We start from the raw sequence: 16,747 nt of genomic DNA on the forward strand, positions 1-16,747 counted from the left end.
CAGTCATGGAGCTCACCACCGTCTGGTTCATCCTGATCGCCGTCCTGTGGGTCGGGTACTTCGTCCTCGAAGGCTTCGACTTCGGCGTCGGCATGCTGCTGCCCGTGATCGGCCGCGAGGAGAACGAGCGTCGCGTCCTGATCAACACCATCGGTCCCGTGTGGGACGGCAACGAGGTGTGGGTCCTCGTCGCCGGCGGTGCGACGTTCGCGGCGTTCCCCGAGTGGTACGCCACGTTGTTCAGCGGGTTCTACCTCCCGCTGCTGCTGATCCTGGTCGCCCTGATCGTGCGCGGGCTCGCCTTCGAGTACCGCGCCAAGCGCGACGAGGCCCAGTGGCGTGCCCGCTGGGACCTGGCGATCGTGATCGGCTCCGCGGTGCCGGCACTGCTGTGGGGCGTGGCGTTCGCCAACATCCTGCGCGGGGTGCCGATCGACGCCGACATGGAGTACGCCGGCGGCTTCTTCAACCTGCTCAACCCCTACGCCCTGCTCGGCGGGCTGACCACGCTGCTGCTGTTCCTGACCCACGGCGCCGTGTTCATCTCGCTGAAGACCGACGGCCGGGTCCGCGAGCACGCCCGGGAGCTGGCCCTCAAGATCGGTGTCGCCGCAGCGGCAGTCACCGTGGTCTTCCTCGGGTGGACGCAGATCGACACGGGCACGGTGGGCTCCGCGGTGGCGTTCGCCGTGGCCGCCGTCGCCCTGGTCGGCGGGCTGCTCGCCGTGCTCGCCGGCCGGGAGGGCTGGGCCTTCATCGGCACGTTCGTGGCGATCGGGCTGGGGGTGGCCGGCCTGTTCCTCGCGCTGTTCCCCGACGTGATGCCCACGACCCTGGCCGACGGCACCGGCCTCACCACGGCCAACGCAGCCGCGACCGACTACACGCTCAAGATCATGACCGTCGTCGCGGTCATCTTCACGCCGGTCGTGCTGGCCTACCAGGCCTGGACCTACTGGGTCTTCCGGCGCCGGATCTCCGTCGACCACATCCCGGCACCGCTGCCCACGCCCACGCGTCGGTGAGCCGCGGATGAGACCGACGGACCCACGACTCCGACCCCACCTGGCCCCGGCGCGCCTCCCGCTCGCCGGGGTCATGGTGGCCGGGGTCGCCGGTGCCGTCCTGGTCGTCGCACAAGCGTGGTTCGTCACGGGCCTGGTCGTCGCCACGGTCCGTGACGAGCCGCTCGGTCGCTGGGCGGTGGGCGTGGTGCTCGTCTTCGCCGCCCGCGCCGGGATCTCCTGGGTCACCGACGTGCTGGCGGCCCGGGCCGCCGCCCTGGTCGGCAACCACCTGCGCCGCACCGTGGTCGGGGCGGTCCTGCGCCGCCCCCTCGCCGGCCCGGCCGTCTCCAGCGGAGAGCTGTCGGTGCTGGCCACGCGCGGCGTGGCCGCCGCCGAGCCCTACCTCACCCGCTACCTGCCGGCGGCCGTGCTCGCGGGGATCCTGCCGCTCCTCACGCTCGCCGTGATCGCCACCCAGGACCTGTGGAGCGCCGTGATCGTCGCGTGCACGCTCCCCCTGATCCCCGTCTTCGGTGCCCTGGTCGGCCTCGCCACCCGCGACCGCGCCCAGGAGCAGTGGGCGGCGATGGCCGCCCTGTCCGGGCACTTCCTCGACGTGGTCAGGGGCCTGCCCACCCTGGTCGCCCACCGGCGCGCCCGCGCCCAGTCGCGCCGGATCGCCGAGGTCACCGACCGCTACCGACGCGCCTCCCAGGCCACGCTGCGCCTGGCGTTCGCCTCCTCGGCCGTGCTCGAGCTCGTCGCCACGCTCAGCGTGGCCCTGGTCGCGGTGGTGATCGGCGTCCGGCTCGCCGAGGGCCACGTCGGCCTCACGACCGCCCTGTTCGTGCTGCTCCTCGCGCCCGAGGCCTACTGGCCGCTGCGCCGGGTGGGGGCCGAGTTCCACGCCGCCGCCGAGGGGGTCGCGACCTTCGAGGCGGTGCAGGAGCTCCTCGATGCCGCGCCGTACGACGACCAGGCCGCGCCACCGTTCGGGGCCGGCGACCTCGTGGTCGCCGACCTGACCGTGACCTACCCGGGGCGCCTCGCCCCGGCGGTGGAGCACCTCACCGCCGTCGTTCCGGCGCGCGGCGTCACGGTCGTCACCGGACCGTCCGGCTGCGGGAAGTCCACGCTGCTCTCGGCCGTCGCCGGCCTGCTCCCGGCCACCGACGGCTCGGTCACCGTCGACGGGCGCCCGTGCTCGGGGGCCGCGTGGCAGTCGCAGGTGGCCTGGCTCCCCCAGCGGCCCGTCTTCCTCGCCGCGAGCGTCGCGGACAACCTGCGGCTGGCGCGCCCCGACGCCACCGACGACGAGCTGTGGGCGGCCCTCGACCAGGTGGCCCTGGCCGAGCGGGTCCGCCACCTGCCCGGCGGGCTCCTCGCCGGCGTCACCGAGGACGGCACCGCGCTGTCCGCCGGCGAGCGGGCCCGCCTGGCCCTGGCCCGCGTGGTGCTGTCCCGCCGCCCGTGGACCCTGCTCGACGAGCCGACCGCCCACCTCGACGAGCTCACCGAACGGATCATCGCCGACACCATCGTCGAGCTCGGGCGCACCGGCGCCGTCGTGGTCGTCGCCCACCGGCCCGCTCTCGTCGCGCTCGCCGACCACGTGCTCGCGCTCACCGCCGCCGCGCGGCCCGTCGTACCTCTGGCCGTCGGTGCGGGTGTGGCCGCGCCGGCGCCGGGACGTCTCGAGCTGCCGTCGGAGGCCGAGCCCGGCGACCCTCCTCCGTCCCTGTGGTCGAGCATCGTGCTCGGCTCGCTGGCCTCGAGCTCCGGCGTCGCCCTCACCGCCACCGCGGGTTGGCTGATCGTCCAGGCCTCCACCCGGCCGCCGGTGCTGACCCTGATGGTGGCCATCGTGGGCGTCCGGCTCTTCGGCCTGGCCCGGCCGGTGCTGCGCTACGCCGAGCGGCTGCGATCACACGACATGGCCCTGCGGATGCTCGCCGAGCGGCGGGTGCAGGTCTACGACGCCGTCGTCCCGCTCACTCCGGGCCGGCTCGGTCGACGCCGCGGCGACGTGCTCGCCTCGATCGTCGACGACGTCGACAGCGTGGTCGACCGCGAGCTGCGGGTGCGGCTCCCCGTGCTCGGCTACCTCGGGGTGGTCGCGGTCTCGACCGCCGTCGCGACGCTGCTGCTGCCCTGGGCCGGCCTGGTCGTCGCCGGCATCGCCCTGGTCGGCACCGGCACCGGCTTCCTGCTCGCGCGCCTCGGGGCGGGACGGCGCGAGCGGGTCGGGGTGTCCCTGCGGGCGGAGCTCTCCGCCGCGGTCGTCGAGGTCACGCAGGTGGCTCCCGAGCTCGTGATGTGGCAGGCCGAGGAGGCCGCCGGCCGCCGGGTCGCCGCCGTCGGCAGGCGGCTCACCGGTGCCGGGGTGCGCGCCAGCCGCTGGCTGGGTGCCGCGCGCGGCGTCGTACTCCTGTCCTCGGGGGTCGGAGTGGCGACCATGGCGTGGCTGGTCTCGCCCGGGGTCAGCGACGGCCGTCTCTCGGCCCCCATGGCCGCGCTCCTGGTGCTGGTCCCGCTCGCGCTGGCCGAGGCCGCCACGGTCGTGGTCGACGGTGGCGCCCTGTCCGCGCGCACCGACGCGGCCGCCGCCCGGCTGCACCGTCTCGAGCGCCAGTCCCCCGCTGTGCGCGACATCGTCGGCCGCCCGCTGCCCGCGTCGTCGGCCATGGGCCTGGACGAGGTGTCCGCGGGGTGGGAGCGCGACCGTCCCTGCCTCGACGGGCTCTCCTTCGAGCTCGGGCTCGGCGCGCGGGTCGCGGTCGTCGGCCGGTCCGGCTCCGGCAAGAGCACCCTCGCCGCGCTGATGCTGCGGTTCCTCGACCCCCTCACCGGAACAGTCACCATGGGCGGCACCCGGCTCGACAACCTCGCGCTGGACGACGTACGGCGTCGGGTCGGCCTGGTCGACGACGACCCCCATGTCTTCGCATCGACGCTGGTCGAGAACGTCCGGCTGGCGCGGCCGTCCGCCACCGACGACGACGTCGAGGTCGCGCTCCGACGGGCGCGGCTCGGCCCCTGGCTCGACTCGCTGCCCGAGGGGCTGCACACGTGGCTCGGTGACGGTCACGCGCAGGTCTCGGGCGGCGAGCGCGCGCGGCTGGCGATCGCGCGGTCGGTCCTGGCCGACCAGCCGGTGCTGGTGCTTGACGAGCCGACGGCCCACCTCGACCACGCCACCGCCGTCGAGCTCGCCCACGAGATCCTCGACGCGCCCGGCGGCCGCAGCGTCCTGTGGATCACCCACGAGCCGGTCGGGCTCGACCTCGTCGACCGCACGATCGACCTCGACGGGACGTCCCCCGCCTCCTCGCGGGTCCGCCGCTAGACCGCGGCGCCCTGGGCCGAAGGGGTCCTAGGTCCCTCGGGGCCGGGTCCTCGGCCCGTTCTGTGGACGGGCCCGACGAGACAGGCTCGATGCATGGACACCACCAACGCGCACCCCGCGGGCGCCGTCGTCGTCGGCATCGACGGTTCCGACCACTCCGAACGCGCCGTCGACTGGGCAGCCGTGCAGGCCCACCAGGAGGGACGGCCGCTGGTGCTGGCACACGGAACCGGAACCCTCGGCCGCGGTCCCACGGCCGGGACCGCCTACCTCCTCGAGGCCGACCCGCACGCCGGTCGGGTGCTCCACGAGCTCAGCGTCGCCGGCCACGAGCTGGTCGAGCAGGCCGCCGCCCGGGTCACCGAACGGTTCCCCGAGCTGAGCGTCCACAGCGTCGTCCGTACCGCGCACCCCCGCCAGGTCCTCCTCGAGCTGTCGCGCGACGCGGCACTGCTGGTCGTGGGCTCGCGCGGTCACGGGCCCCTGCGCAGCGTCCTGCTGGGCTCGGTGAGTGTCGGGCTGGCGCGTGAGGCGTCCTGTCCCGTCGTGGTGATCCGGCCCCACAACCAGGGCCTGGTCCGCCAGGGCGTCCTCGTCGGCGTCGACGGCACTGCCGACTCGACCCCGGTCCTGGAGTTCGCCTACCGGTACGCCTCCACGCACGACCTGCCCCTGACCGTGCTCTACAGCGTCTGGGACCTGATCGCGACCACGGGCGACAGCCTGGGCGACGAGGGCACCGACCCCGGCGTCGACGACGCACGGATCCGGCTGGCCGAGTCTGTCAGCGGGTTCGGCGAGCGCTACCCCGATGTCCACGTCCGCCAGACCGTCACCCGGGGCCTGCCCACCGCGGCCCTGACCACGGCCGCCGAGCGGATGGACCTCGTCGTCGTCGGCCGGCACCACCGCAGCGGGCTCGGCAACGTGCTCCTCGGCTCGGTCGCGGCCAACGTGGTCGAGCACGCGAGCTGTGTCGTCGCCGTCGTCCCCGTCGAGACCGTTTTCGCTCGCACCAACGGGTCAGCCGTCGGCTGACTCCTCGTGTTCTTGGTGCGCCGACTGCACCGACACCACCGACCCGCCTCCCTCGTCCCCCGGGAGTGGCGGGTCGGTGGCGTTCCGGGGGACCGCCGTTTGGTCACAAACAACAGCTTTTCGGCCCCGGGGCCTGCGGTTTGTGACCAAACCGCAGGTGCGCTGCGCCTCCGGCGTCGCGGGTTCAGCGCGATCCGGCCGGGTCAGCGGGAGGCAAGCACCTGCTCGCGCAGGATGTCGGCGTGCCCGCAGTGCTGGGCGATCTCGCGCAGCATGTGCAGGTAGACCCACCGCAGGGGCAGCCGGCCACGACGGTTGCCGGTGACGACGCCGTCGATGTCCAGCGTCGCCGCGGCCGCGCGGGACGCGTCGCACGCCTCGGCGTACGACGCCCGGATCGACTCGATGGTGTCGTCCGGCGCCAGGGTGAAGGACTCGTCCACGGTCGTGGGGATGCCGATCTCCGCGCGGGAGCGACCGGTGACGGCCTCGTCGAACCACACGCGCTCCACGAACGTCACGTGCTTGACCAGGCCCAGCAGGGTGGTCAGCGACGGCACCAGTTGGCGGCGGGACTCCTCCTCGGTCAGCCCCTCGAGGCTGTCGTACATCGCCTTGCGGTGCTGGTCCAGGAACTCCTCGAGCTGGTCGTGCAGCGCCCTGGCGGAGGTGGCGTCGTGGTCGTGGGTCACACGTTCAACCTACCGAGGGCGCGGCCGGCCGGGCCGGGAGGTTCCGGTCCTTTCGCTGTCGTTCTGGGGAGTTGCAACGGCCCGGAACGACACGGATCTCAGCATCTGCTGAGATCCGTGGGACTACCGAGGCGACTGGAGCAGCGCGCCACCATGCCCGGGCAGCGACAGCCGCCCACCGGAGAGAGCGGCGCCGGACTCGGTCATGAACAGCAGCTCACCGGGGCGTACGTCGAGCTCCACCGGGGAGTCGCCGAGGTTGACCGCGACGGTGACCGAGCCCCGCTCCATCACGAAGGTCCGGGCGGACTCGTCGACGCGGCACGACGTACGCAGGAACGACGGGTCCGTCAGCTCGGGCAGGGACCGGCGGAGCTCGGCGAGACGGCGGTAGACCGCGAGGATCCGGGCGTGCCGGCCCGAACCCAGCTCGGACCAGTCGAGCTTGGAGCGGCGGAACGTCTCGGGGTCCTGGGGGTCGGGGACGACCGCGGGGTCCCAGCCCATCCTCTCGAACTCCGCGATCCGGCCCTCGGCCGTCGCCCTGCCGAGCTCGGGCTCGGGGTGCGAGGTGAAGAACTGGAACGGCTCCGAGGCCGCCCACTCCTCGCCCTGGAAGAGCATCGGGGTGAAGGGCGAGGCCAGGGTCAGCAGCGCGGCGCAGGCGAGCTGGTCGTCGTCGAGGTGCTCGGTGATCCGGTCACCGGTCGCGCGGTTGCCGATCTGGTCGTGGTTCTGGCTACAGACGACCAGGCGCCAGGTGGGCATGGCGGCGGTGTCGATCGGTACGCCGTGGTCGCGCTCGCGGAAGGACGAGAACGTGCCGTCGTGGAAGAAGCCGCGCTCCATCACCTTGGCCAGCGCCGTGATCGGCTCGAAGTCGGCGTAGTAGCCCTCGGTCTCCCGGGTCAGCGCGACGTGCACGGCGTGGTGGAAGTCGTCGCTCCACTGGGCGTCGAGGCCGTAGCCGCCGGCCTCACGCGGGGTGACCAGCCGCGGGTCGTTGAGGTCGGACTCCGCGATCAGGGTGAGCGGGCGCCGCTGGTGGGCGGAGTACGCCGCCACCTCGATCGCCATCTCCTCCAGCAGGTGCACCGGGGAGCCGTCCGACAGGGCGTGCACGGCGTCGAGCCGGAGCCCGTCGACGTGGTAGTCGTTCAGCCACAGCCGCACGTTGTCGAGGATGTAGCGGCGTACCTCCGCCGAGCCCTCCTCGTCGAGGTTGATGAGGTCGCCCCACGTGTTGGCGCCCGACTTGAGGTACGGCCCGAACAGCGGCAGGTAGTTGCCCGACGGCCCGAGGTGGTTGTGGACGACGTCCTGGATCACGCCGAGCCCGGCCGCGTGGCAGCCGTCGACGAAGCGCTGGTAACCCTCCGGACCGCCGTACTCCTCGGTGACCGCGGACCACAACACCCCGTCGTAGCCCCAGTTGTGGGTGCCGTTGACGGCGTTGACCGGCATCACCTCGACGAAGTCGACGCCGATCGAGCGCAGGTGGTCGAGCCGCCCCAGCGCCGCGTCGAAGGTGCCCTCGGGCGTGAACGTCCCGACGTGGAGCTCGTAGATCACCGAGCCGGCGAGCTGCCGCCCGGTCCACCCCTCATCGGTCCAGGAGAACGACGCCGGGTCGTAGGTCCGCGAGCGTTCGTGCACCCCGTGGGGCTGGCGCAGCGAGCGCGGGTCGGGCCGCGGGGTCTCATCGTCGTCGAGCAGGAAGCCGTAGTCGACCTCGCCGTCCGGCACCGGGCCGGCGGGCGTCCACCAGCCATCCGCACCCCGGCTCATCGAGACCACCTGGTCGGCGACCGAGAGCCGCACCCGCGCCGGGCGCGGCGCCCACACGTCGAAGCGTCCCCCAGTCAGTCGCGGGGTCCTGGGCCGCGTCATGAGTCCTCCTTCACCAGCAGCGCGACCGGCAGGTCGCGCAGCACGTCGGCCACCTCGGCCGAGACGGACCGCCCGGTCAGCGAGTCGCGCCACCGGCCGTCGGGGAGCGCCAGCGTGGTGTCGCCCCAGCCGCCGCGCGCGGCGAGACCGACCGGCAGCCGGGTGACGACGGTGACCGCTCCCCCACGGTCGAAGGCCAGCACGTGGTCGGCCGCCTCGCCCGACGCCGTCACGGGTGAGTACGACGTGAACAGCTCGGGCCGGTCGCGGCGCAGGGTCAGCGCGCGGGTCGTGACGAGCAGCTTGTCGACGCCCAGGTCGTCGAGCGCGACCGAGGCCGCGGGCGCGCTCTCGTCGAGCCCGGCGAGCAGCGAGGCGCGGGCGTCGAGATCCACCGCGCGCCGGTTGTCGGGGTCGACCAGGCTCTGCTCCCACAGCTCGCTGCCCTGGTAGACGTCGGGCACGCCCGGCATCGTGATCGCCAGGAGCTTGGCTGCCAGCGAGTTGACCCAGCCCGGTGCGACGACGCGGTCGAGCAGCCCGTCGAGGACCTTGCCGACTTGGGCGTTGTCGAACGCCGCGTCGACCATCGCGTGCACGGCGGCCTCGTAGTCGGCGTTGGGCTCGGTCCACAGCGTGCGGTCACCGGCCTCGCGCATGGCCTTCTCGGCATAGGCGTGCAGCCGCTCGCGCGACGCGGGCCACGAGCCCAGCACGGCCTGCCAGAGCAGGGAGGCGAAGCCGGGGTCGGGCGCGGGCACCAGCTCGAGCAGCTGGGACAGCGACTCCTCCCAGACCTCGGGCAGCTCCGAGAGCACCGTGATCCTGGCCCGCACGTCCTCGCCGCGCTTGGTGTCGTGGGTCGAGAGCGTGGTCATCGCGTCGGGCCAGGTGCCCTGTCGCGTGGCCATCCGGTCGTGCCACACGTCGACGCCGACGCAGAACACGCCCGGGTCGCCACCGACCTCGTTGAGCGAGGTGAGACGAGAGTAGCGGTAGAACGCGGTGTCCTCGACGCCCTTGGCCATGACCATCCCGCTGGTCTGCTGGAAGCGCAGCGCGGCCTCGGCCGTCGGGTCGCCCAGCACCGGCTCCAGCGCATCGAGTACGACGGTCAGGTCCGGCCGGGAGCGGCGCGCGGCGGCGAACGCCGCGTCCAGGTGCTCCCGCTCGTCGGGCAGGTAGGAGCGGTAGACCGGGAAGCAGGCGAGCAGCTCGGCCACGGCGTCCTCGAGCGCGGCGACGCCGACGCCCTCCACCGAGGCCGGCAGCTCCCGCACGATCCGGCGTACCTCGGAGTTCAGGATGCCGTCGGCGATCATCCGCTTGGTGCCGCGGATGAGCGCGTGCCAGTCGACCTCGCTCCCCCGGAGCCGGGCCTCGAGATCGTCGAGCGGACCGCGCGCGGCGGGGTCGGTCAGGACCCGGTCGACGAGCGCGAGCGCGTCGTAGCCCGTGGTGCCGGCGGTGGCCCACGACGTCGGCAGGTCCTCGCCCTCCTCGAGGATCTTCTCGACGAGGACGTAGGCGCCACCGGTGATCCCGGCGAGGTCGTCGAGATAGCCGCGTGGGTCGCGCAGGCCGTCGGGGTGGTCGACACGCAGCCCGTCGACCAGGCCCTCGTCGAACCAGCGCCGGATCTCGACGTGGCTGGCGTCGAAGACCTCGCGGTCCTCGACCCGGATCGCGGCCAGGGTATTGACGGCGAAGAAGCGCCGGTAGTTGAGCTCGGAGTCCGCAGCCCGCCACGACACCAGCTCGTAGTGCTGCTCGTCGTGGCTGCTCGTCCCGGGCGCCAGCGGGAAGCGGTGGTCGTGGTAGCGCACCTCGCCCTCAGCCACCTGGATCGACCCCTCGTCACCGTCGCCGATGACCGGGATCCGCAGCCGCGCGTTGCCGAAGTCCCAGTCGACGTCGAAGTATGACGCGTAGGCCGACTCGCGGCCGTGGGTCAGCAGGTCCCACCACCAGGCGTTGATCTTCGGGCTCGCGACCCCGACGTGGTTGGGGACGATGTCGACCAGCACCCCCAGCCCGAGCCGGCGCGCCTCGGCCGAGAGCGCCGCGAGCCCCTCGGGGCCGCCTCGCTCCGGGTCGATGGTGTCGTGCGCGACGACGTCGTAGCCGTGCGTGCTGCCGGGCTCCGCCACCAGGATCGGTGACAGGTAGACCCAGTCGACGCCCAGGTCGTGCAGGTAGGGCAGGCGCCGCGCGGCCTCGAACAGGTCGAAGTCGGCGGTGATCTGCAGACGGTAGGTGTTGTGGGGGGCCCGAGCCGGCATGCCCTCAGCCCCGGTCGGACTGCGCGGCCAAGGAGGCGGCCACGGAGTGGTCGGGCTCGGCCTCGGGCTCGGCGTACTCCCGGAGCACGACGAGGCTGCGGTGCTCGAGCTGGAGCGTGGCACCCGCGGCGTACGGCGTCTTCTCGTCGACGTGGCCGGCGGTGTCGATCACGACGTCCCATGCCGCGGCGTACTCCTCGGGCGGCAAGGTCACCTGCACCTGGCCGTCGGCGTTGAAGTAGAGCAGGAAGTGGTCGTCGATGATCTCGCCGCCACGGGAGTCCTTGCCCGCGATGCCGTGCCCGTTGAGGTACATGCCGATCGCCTCGGAGCCGTCGTTCCAGTCGTGCTCCTCCATCGGACGCCCGTCGAGGTGCAGCCAGACGATGTCGTTGAGCCGGTCTCCCTCGCCGCCGGGGACCTCGGTGCGCACGGTGCTGCCGGTGAAGAACCGCTTGCGGCGGAACGTCGGGTGGTCCATGCGCAGCTTGATCAGGGTCGCGGTGAACTCGACCAGCGGCTTGTCCGCGTCGTCCCAGTGCATCCAGGCGATCTCGGAGTCCTGGGCGTAGGTGTTGTTGTTGCCGTTCTGGGTGCGACCCATCTCGTCACCGTGCAGCAGCATCGGCACGCCCTGGCTCAGCAGCAGCGTGGCCAGCAGGTTGCGCTGCTCCCGGGCGCGGAACGCCCGGATCTCGGGGTCGTCGGTAGGACCCTCGACGCCGTGGTTCCACGAGCGGTTGTGGTTCTCGCCGTCGTTGTTGTCCTCGCCGTTGGCCTCGTTGTGCTTCTCGTTGTAGGAGACGAGGTCGGCCAGGGTGAAGCCGTCGTGGGCGGTGACGAAGTTGATGCTCGCCACCGGCCGCCGGCCGGAGTGCTCGTAGAGGTCGGCCGAGCCGGCCAGGCGCGACGCGAACTCGCCGAGCGAGGGCTCGCCGCGCCAGAAGTCGCGGACGACGTCACGGTAGGCGCCGTTCCACTCGGTCCACTGCGGCGGGAAGCCACCCACCTGGTAGCCGCCGGGGCCGACGTCCCACGGCTCGGCGATCAGCTTGACCTGGCTGACGACGGGGTCCTGCTGCACGAGCTCGAAGAACGTCGCGAGCCGGTCGACGTCGTAGAACTCCCGCGCCAGCGCGGAGGCCAGGTCGAAGCGGAAGCCGTCGACGTGCATCTCGGTGACCCAGTAGCGCAGCGAGTCCATGATCAGCTGGAGCGAGTGCGGGTGCCGGACGTTGAGGCTGTTGCCGGTGCCGGTGTAGTCCATGTAGTACTTCTCGTCGTCCTCGACGAGGCGGTAGTACGCCGGGTTGTCGATGCCCTTGAAGCTCAGCGTCGGGCCCAGGTGGTTGCCCTCGGCGGTGTGGTTGTAGACCACGTCGAGGATGACCTCGATGCCGGCGGCGTGCATCGCCTTGACCATCGACTTGAACTCCTGCACCTGCTGGCCGACCTGGCCGGTGCTGGCGTACTCGGAGTGCGGCGCGAAGAACCCGATCGTGTTGTAGCCCCAGTAGTTGCGCAGTCCCTTGTCGAGCAGGGTGCTGTCCTGGATGAACTGGTGGACCGGCATCAGCTCGAGCGTGGTGATGCCCAGCTTCTTGAGGTGCTCGGTGATCGCCGGGTGCGCGAGCCCCGCGTAGGTGCCTCGGATGTCCTCGGGCAGGTCCGGGTGGAGCTGGGTCATGCCCTTGACGTGCGCCTCGTAGATCACGCTCTCGTCGTAGGGGTAGTTGAGGCGACGGTCGCCCTCCCAGTCGAAGAACGGGTTGATCACCACGCCGAAGGTCATGTGCGGGGCGGAGTCGTCGTCGTTGCGCGAGTCGGGGTCGCCGAAGTTGTAGCCGAACAGGCTCTGGTCCCAGTCGATCTCGCGGGTGGTCGCCTTGGCGTAGGGGTCCAGCAGCAGCTTGTTGGGGTTGCAGCGCATGCCGTTCTCGGGGTCCCACGGGCCGTGCACGCGGTAGCCGTAGCGCTGTCCGGGCTGCACCTGCGGCAGGTAGCAGTGCCAGACGTAGGCGTCGACCTCGCTGACCTCCACCCGGGTCTCGGCGCCGTCCTCCTCGAAGAGGCAGAGCTCCACCCGCTCGGCGACCTCGCTGAACAGCGCGAAGTTGGTGCCGCTGCCGTCGTACGTCGCCCCCAGCGGGTAGGCGTGGCCAGGCCAGGACTCGTGCACGGTTCCTCCGGGTGATGGGTGTTGCTGAATTGGTTCGTGGCGCGCTTCGCCGAATTGGATCGCTCCAATCATGCCCGGTACCCGGGCATCACGAACCTATCCGCACCGACGGGGTGATCCCGTTCACGGGTCAGCCGGGGGGGCGCAACCGGCGCGGGACGCCTGCGTCGGTGCGCTCGGAGCCGGCCAGGCGCACCTTCACGTCGACCAGGACCGCGCCGGCCGGCCCGACCACCACGGGGTTGAGGTCGAGCTCGGCGACCTCAGGAACGTCGAGCGCCAGCTGTCCCAGCGAGACGACCAGCGCCTCGAGGGCCGCCACGTCACCGGGCTCGGTGTCGCGGTAGCCCTCGAGGAGCGGCCAGATCCGCAGCGAGCGGATCACCCGGGCCGCGTCTCGGGGGCTCACGGGTGGCAGCAGGAACGTGCGGTCGTCCCACACGTCGGTGGCGACCCCGCCGGCGGCCACCATCACCAGCGGCCCGAAGCCTGGGTCGCGCACGATGCCCAGCGCCAGCTCCACCCCGGCGGCCATCGGCTGCACCAGCACCGGCACCGGTGACCGGTGCAGCTCGTCCTGGAAGCCACGCACCGCTCGCTTCACCTCGGCGGCCGTCCGCAGCCCGATGCGGACCAGTCCGCGGTCGCTCTTGTGCACGATCTCGGGGTCGGCGACCTTCACCGCGACCGGGAACCCGATCCGGGTCGCCAACCGACCGGCGGCGGTCGCGTCGGCGGCGATGTCGCCGTCCGGCGCCAGCCCGTACGGCGTCAGCAGTGCGGCGGCGTCGGGGGCGGGGAGCCAGCCGCCGGTGTCCGACGACTCCGCCAGCGCCCGCGCGGCGCGGCTGGTGACCTCGGCCCGGTCCTCGTCGGTCGGCGGCACCTCGTCGCGCGGCTCGGCCAGCCAGGCGGCGTACTTGACCACATTGCCGATGGCGCTGGCGGCGAACTCGAGCGAGGCAAGCACGGTGATCCCCGGGTGGGTGCCCGGGTCGGCGGCCATGCCGCCCATGGGCACGAGCACCACCGGCGGCTCGGGCCGTCGCGCCCGTGCGGCCACGAGTGCCTCGAGCATCAGTTCGGGGTCGGAGACGCTGGTCGCGACCAGGGGCACCAACAGCATGTCGACCTCGCCGGAGGTGAGCACCAGGTCGACGGTCGCGGCCAGGTCGTTGGCGGTCGAGCCCGCTCCGAGGTCCACGGGGTTGCTGGTGCCGAGCGTGGCGGACACGTGCGCGCCCAGCTGGGCCCGCAGCTCCGGTGAGAACTCCGGCACCAGCAGTCCGCTGGCGTCGAGGGCGTCGGCGGCGAGCACTCCCACGCCGCCGGCGTTGCTGATGATGCCGACGCGGGCGCCCACGGGCAGCGGCTGCTCGGCGAGGAGCAGCGCGGTCTGCGCGAGGTCCTCGGCGCTGCGGCAGGCGATCACGCCGGACTGGGCGAACAGCGCGTCGACCCCGGCCTTGGGCGTCGCGGCGGCCGCGGTGTGCGAGCTGCCCGCGCGCACGCCCCCGGCGGACCTGCCGCCCACGACGCCGAGCAGCGGCTTGCGCTCGGAGAAGGTGCGGGCCATCCGCGCGAACTTGGGGGCGTTGCCGAAGGACTCGAGGTAGAGCGCCGCCGCGGTCACGCGATCGTCGTCCACCCACGCGGCCAGCAGGTCATTGCCCGAGACGTCGGTCTTGTTGCCCAGCGAGATGAACGAGCCGATCCCCAGCCCCCACTTGGTGGCGACGTCGAGCAGCGCGATGCCGACTCCCCCGGACTGCGACGCCACGGCCAGCCCGCCGGTCGGCGGCGACGCCCGGGTGAACGTCGCGTTGAGCCGGATCTCGGGGTCGTTGACCATCACGCCGAGACAGTTGGGCCCGATCACCCGGATGCTGTGGGCGCGGGCCAGGCGCGCGATGCTGCGCTGGATCCGGGCGCCCTCCTCCCCCATCTCGCCGAGGCCGGAGGTGACGACCACCAGGCTGGAGACCCCGGCCACGACGGCGTCCTCCGCGACCGACAGCACCTGCTCGGGCGGCACCGCCACGACGGCGATGTCCACGTGCTCGGGCACGTCGGCCAGGCTCGGATAGGCCGGCACGCCCTCGATGTCGCCGGCCTGCGGGTGGACGGCGTACACCGTGCCGGTGAAGCCGCCCGCGCGGATCGAGCCGAGCACGGCGTGGCCGACACCGGTGGCGTCGCGGCGCGCGCCCACCACGGCAACGCAGCGGGGGGTGAGCAGCGGGTGGAGCGAGCGGGCCTCGGCCTTGCGCTCGCGCTGGTCGGCGGCCGCGACCGCCGCGGACGACGCGCTCGTCGACATCACGAGGTCGGTGATGCCCTCGCTCGACGAGCGGGTGAGCGTGAAGCCGGCGTCGACGAACACGCCGAGCATGGCCCGGTTGCCCGAGAGCACCTCCGCGGTGAACCTCCGGATCCCGTGGTCGCGCGCACGCGCCGCCAGGTGCTCAAGCAGCAGGCTGCCCAAGCCGAGCCCGTGCAGGTCGTCGGCCACCAGGAACGCCACCTCGGCGCTCGTCGGGTCGCCCTCGGGGGTCGCCTCCGCGGTGGCGACAGCGACCAGCCGACCGCCCAGGGTGGCCACCAGGCACTCGACCGGGGCGCGGTCGTCGGTGAACATCCGGGCGACGTAGTCGTGGCCCGCGGTCCGGCTGGGCGCGAAGAAGCGGAAGCGGATGCTGTCGTCGGAGGCGTGCTCGTGCAGCTCGTCGAGGCCCGCACGGTCCTCGGGCAGCAGGCCGCGGATCACCGCGATCGAGCCGTCGGCCAGCAGCACGTCGGCTGCGGGACGGCTGGGGTGGTAGCGCTCGGGCTTCTGGTCGGGCGTCGGGGCACGCGTGTGGGCAGCGCTCACGTGTCGAGCCGGCGCTGGTAGGGCATCTCGGCCTTCGGGTCCCAGCCCCGGCCGAGCTTGCGGCCGGTCACCTCGGTCCAGGCGATCCGCAGGAACAGCGGGCGGTTGCCGCTGGCCCACGGCTGCGGCGGGCAGGAGGACTCGATCCGCTCCAGCTCCTCGGGGTCGGTCACGGCCTCGGCGCGGCCTCGCGCCAGGACGCTCCAGCCGTGGTGCTGGTCCTGGTCGAGCTGGTCGACCTCGAACGCGACCACGGCGTCGCGCCCGTGCCGGCCCAGCACGCTGTACGGCGTCGTGCGCAGCACCACCGCGTCGTCGACGACCGAGTAGTTGACGGGCACGATGTAGGGGCCGTCGGGCGTCGTCACGGCGACCCGGCCGACCACGCCGAGACGGAGCAGCGACTCCGACTCCTCACGGGACAGTTCGATGGGCTCCAGCACGGGACTCTCCTCTGGTGTGACCTACAGAGTCGGTCGAGGCGCTCCGGCTCAGTAGGGCCGTTGGTCCCTGGTCGTCAGGAGCCTTCATCCCGCCTGTGACCGGGCCGACGACCACCCGAGACCGCGCGTCGCACCGTCTGCGCCGCCACCGAGAGTGTGCCACCGAGGTAGGTGCCGGGGACACCCGTGCGGGCGTCGGGGAACCAGAACGCGTTGCCCGCGTAGAAGACGGGGCAGCCGGCCCCGGCCACCCCCTGGAGGCTGCCGACTGCGGCCCGACGATGGGTCGGGAGGTGGGACACGACGACGACCGCAGCCGCGTCCGTGGCGGCCAGCGCGGTCGCGAGCGTGCGCTCGGGCGTGCGGGCACCGAGCATCCGGCAGCCGATGCCGTCGTACGCCAGGAGCGCCGCGATCGCCTCCAGCCCTAGGGTGTGGTGGTCGCGCGGGCCGCACGCGAGCAGGACCGTGCCCGGGACCGTCGGTGCCGGGGCGAGCGTGGTGATGCGCGCCAGCCAGCCGCGGACGGCCTCGGAGGTGAGGTGCTCCTGGCCGACGTCGCAGCGGCCCTCCTGCCAGAGGTCGCCGATCCGGCGCAGCGCCGGCATCAGCACGTCGTCCACCGTCGCGGCCAGGCCGAGCCGCTCGAACGCGTCGTCGAGGACCGCGCGTACGCCGGGCGGGTCCAGCAGCTCCGACGCCTCCAGGAAGCGGACGACCCAGTCGTGAGCGGGCCGGTCGGTGTCGAGCAGCGCCCGCACGGCGCGGGCCGCGGCGGAGGCCTTGGAGCCCCGGGCCACCTCGTCCCGCATCAGCCGGAGCTGCTCGAGCGCCTCGGGCGAGTAGCGGCGGTGGCCGCCGGTACTACGGGGCGTGGTGGGCATACCGTAGCGGCGCTCCCAGGAGCGCAGGGTCGGCGAGGGCACGCCGAGAAGCTGGCTGGCCTCCTGGATCGCCATCCCCGCGTCGCGGCCCTCGTCGGTCATCTGCCGATTCTC

The 16,747-nt window shown here is 72.9% G+C and carries 10 protein-coding genes; 3 read left to right on the top strand and 7 right to left on the bottom strand.

Annotated elements, in window-relative coordinates:
- The first annotated feature begins 5 nt into the window (after window positions 1–5).
- From cydB to BLR90_RS04815, 3 genes are all read left to right on the top strand, one after another.
- Window positions 6–1,025, top strand: coding sequence for a cytochrome d ubiquinol oxidase subunit II (gene cydB, locus BLR90_RS04805; protein WP_091022959.1), 1,020 nt, complete (start codon window positions 6–8; stop codon window positions 1,023–1,025).
- Window positions 1,026–1,032: 7 nt separating this feature from the next.
- A complete protein-coding gene (gene cydD, locus BLR90_RS04810) occupies window positions 1,033–4,353 on the top strand; it encodes a thiol reductant ABC exporter subunit CydD (RefSeq protein ID WP_091022961.1) in 3,321 nt (1,106 codons plus the stop codon).
- A 93-nt stretch (window positions 4,354–4,446) separates the two neighbouring features.
- Window positions 4,447–5,391, top strand: coding sequence for a universal stress protein (locus tag BLR90_RS04815; RefSeq protein ID WP_091022963.1), 945 nt, complete (start codon window positions 4,447–4,449; stop codon window positions 5,389–5,391).
- Between the two features lie 203 nt (window positions 5,392–5,594).
- Here BLR90_RS04815 and BLR90_RS04820 read toward each other — a convergent pair whose 3' ends face one another.
- From BLR90_RS04820 to BLR90_RS04850, 7 genes are all read right to left on the bottom strand, one after another.
- Window positions 5,595–6,083: a DinB family protein gene (locus tag BLR90_RS04820; RefSeq protein WP_245715151.1), complete on the bottom strand. Its 489-nt coding sequence runs from the start codon at window positions 6,081–6,083 to the stop codon at window positions 5,595–5,597.
- A 123-nt stretch (window positions 6,084–6,206) separates the two neighbouring features.
- Window positions 6,207–7,973: a malto-oligosyltrehalose trehalohydrolase gene (gene treZ / locus BLR90_RS04825; protein WP_174812343.1), complete on the bottom strand. Its 1,767-nt coding sequence runs from the start codon at window positions 7,971–7,973 to the stop codon at window positions 6,207–6,209.
- Entirely contained in the window at window positions 7,970–10,255 is a 2,286-nt protein-coding gene (gene treY, locus BLR90_RS04830; RefSeq protein ID WP_091022965.1) for a malto-oligosyltrehalose synthase, read from the bottom strand. The genes treZ and treY overlap by 4 nt, the downstream gene beginning before the upstream one ends.
- Before the next feature lie 4 nt (window positions 10,256–10,259).
- Window positions 10,260–12,434, bottom strand: coding sequence for a glycogen debranching protein GlgX (gene glgX / locus BLR90_RS04835; RefSeq protein WP_245715152.1), 2,175 nt, complete (start codon window positions 12,432–12,434; stop codon window positions 10,260–10,262).
- A 130-nt stretch (window positions 12,435–12,564) separates the two neighbouring features.
- Complete coding sequence (locus BLR90_RS04840) at window positions 12,565–15,306, bottom strand: bifunctional acetate--CoA ligase family protein/GNAT family N-acetyltransferase (protein ID WP_091022969.1); 2,742 nt, start codon at window positions 15,304–15,306, stop codon at window positions 12,565–12,567.
- The gene (locus BLR90_RS04845; RefSeq protein WP_091022971.1) at window positions 15,303–15,749 is read right to left on the bottom strand and encodes a pyridoxamine 5'-phosphate oxidase family protein; all 447 of its coding nucleotides are present in this window, start codon (window positions 15,747–15,749) and stop codon (window positions 15,303–15,305) included. The genes BLR90_RS04840 and BLR90_RS04845 overlap by 4 nt, the downstream gene beginning before the upstream one ends.
- 74 nt (window positions 15,750–15,823) lie before the next feature.
- The gene (locus BLR90_RS04850) at window positions 15,824–16,735 is read right to left on the bottom strand and encodes a MerR family transcriptional regulator (RefSeq protein WP_170254179.1); all 912 of its coding nucleotides are present in this window, start codon (window positions 16,733–16,735) and stop codon (window positions 15,824–15,826) included.
- Between the last annotated feature and the right edge of the window lie 12 nt (window positions 16,736–16,747).

Source organism: Nocardioides szechwanensis (assembly GCF_900103935.1).
Taxonomy (GTDB): domain Bacteria; phylum Actinomycetota; class Actinomycetes; order Propionibacteriales; family Nocardioidaceae; genus Nocardioides; species Nocardioides szechwanensis.

Bases quoted from the DNA above. Each gene is read 5' to 3' on its own strand.
- BLR90_RS04815 (WP_091022963.1), top strand. From the start codon at position 4,447: ATGGACACCACCAACGCGCACCCCGCGGGCGCCGTCGTCGTCGGCATC.
- treY (WP_091022965.1), bottom strand. From the start codon at position 10,255: ATGCCGGCTCGGGCCCCCCACAACACCTACCGTCTGCAGATCACCGCC.
- cydB (WP_091022959.1), top strand. From the start codon at position 6: ATGGAGCTCACCACCGTCTGGTTCATCCTGATCGCCGTCCTGTGGGTC.
- BLR90_RS04850 (WP_170254179.1), bottom strand. From the start codon at position 16,735: ATGACCGACGAGGGCCGCGACGCGGGGATGGCGATCCAGGAGGCCAGC.
- treZ (WP_174812343.1), bottom strand. From the start codon at position 7,973: ATGACGCGGCCCAGGACCCCGCGACTGACTGGGGGACGCTTCGACGTG.
- cydD (WP_091022961.1), top strand. From the start codon at position 1,033: ATGAGACCGACGGACCCACGACTCCGACCCCACCTGGCCCCGGCGCGC.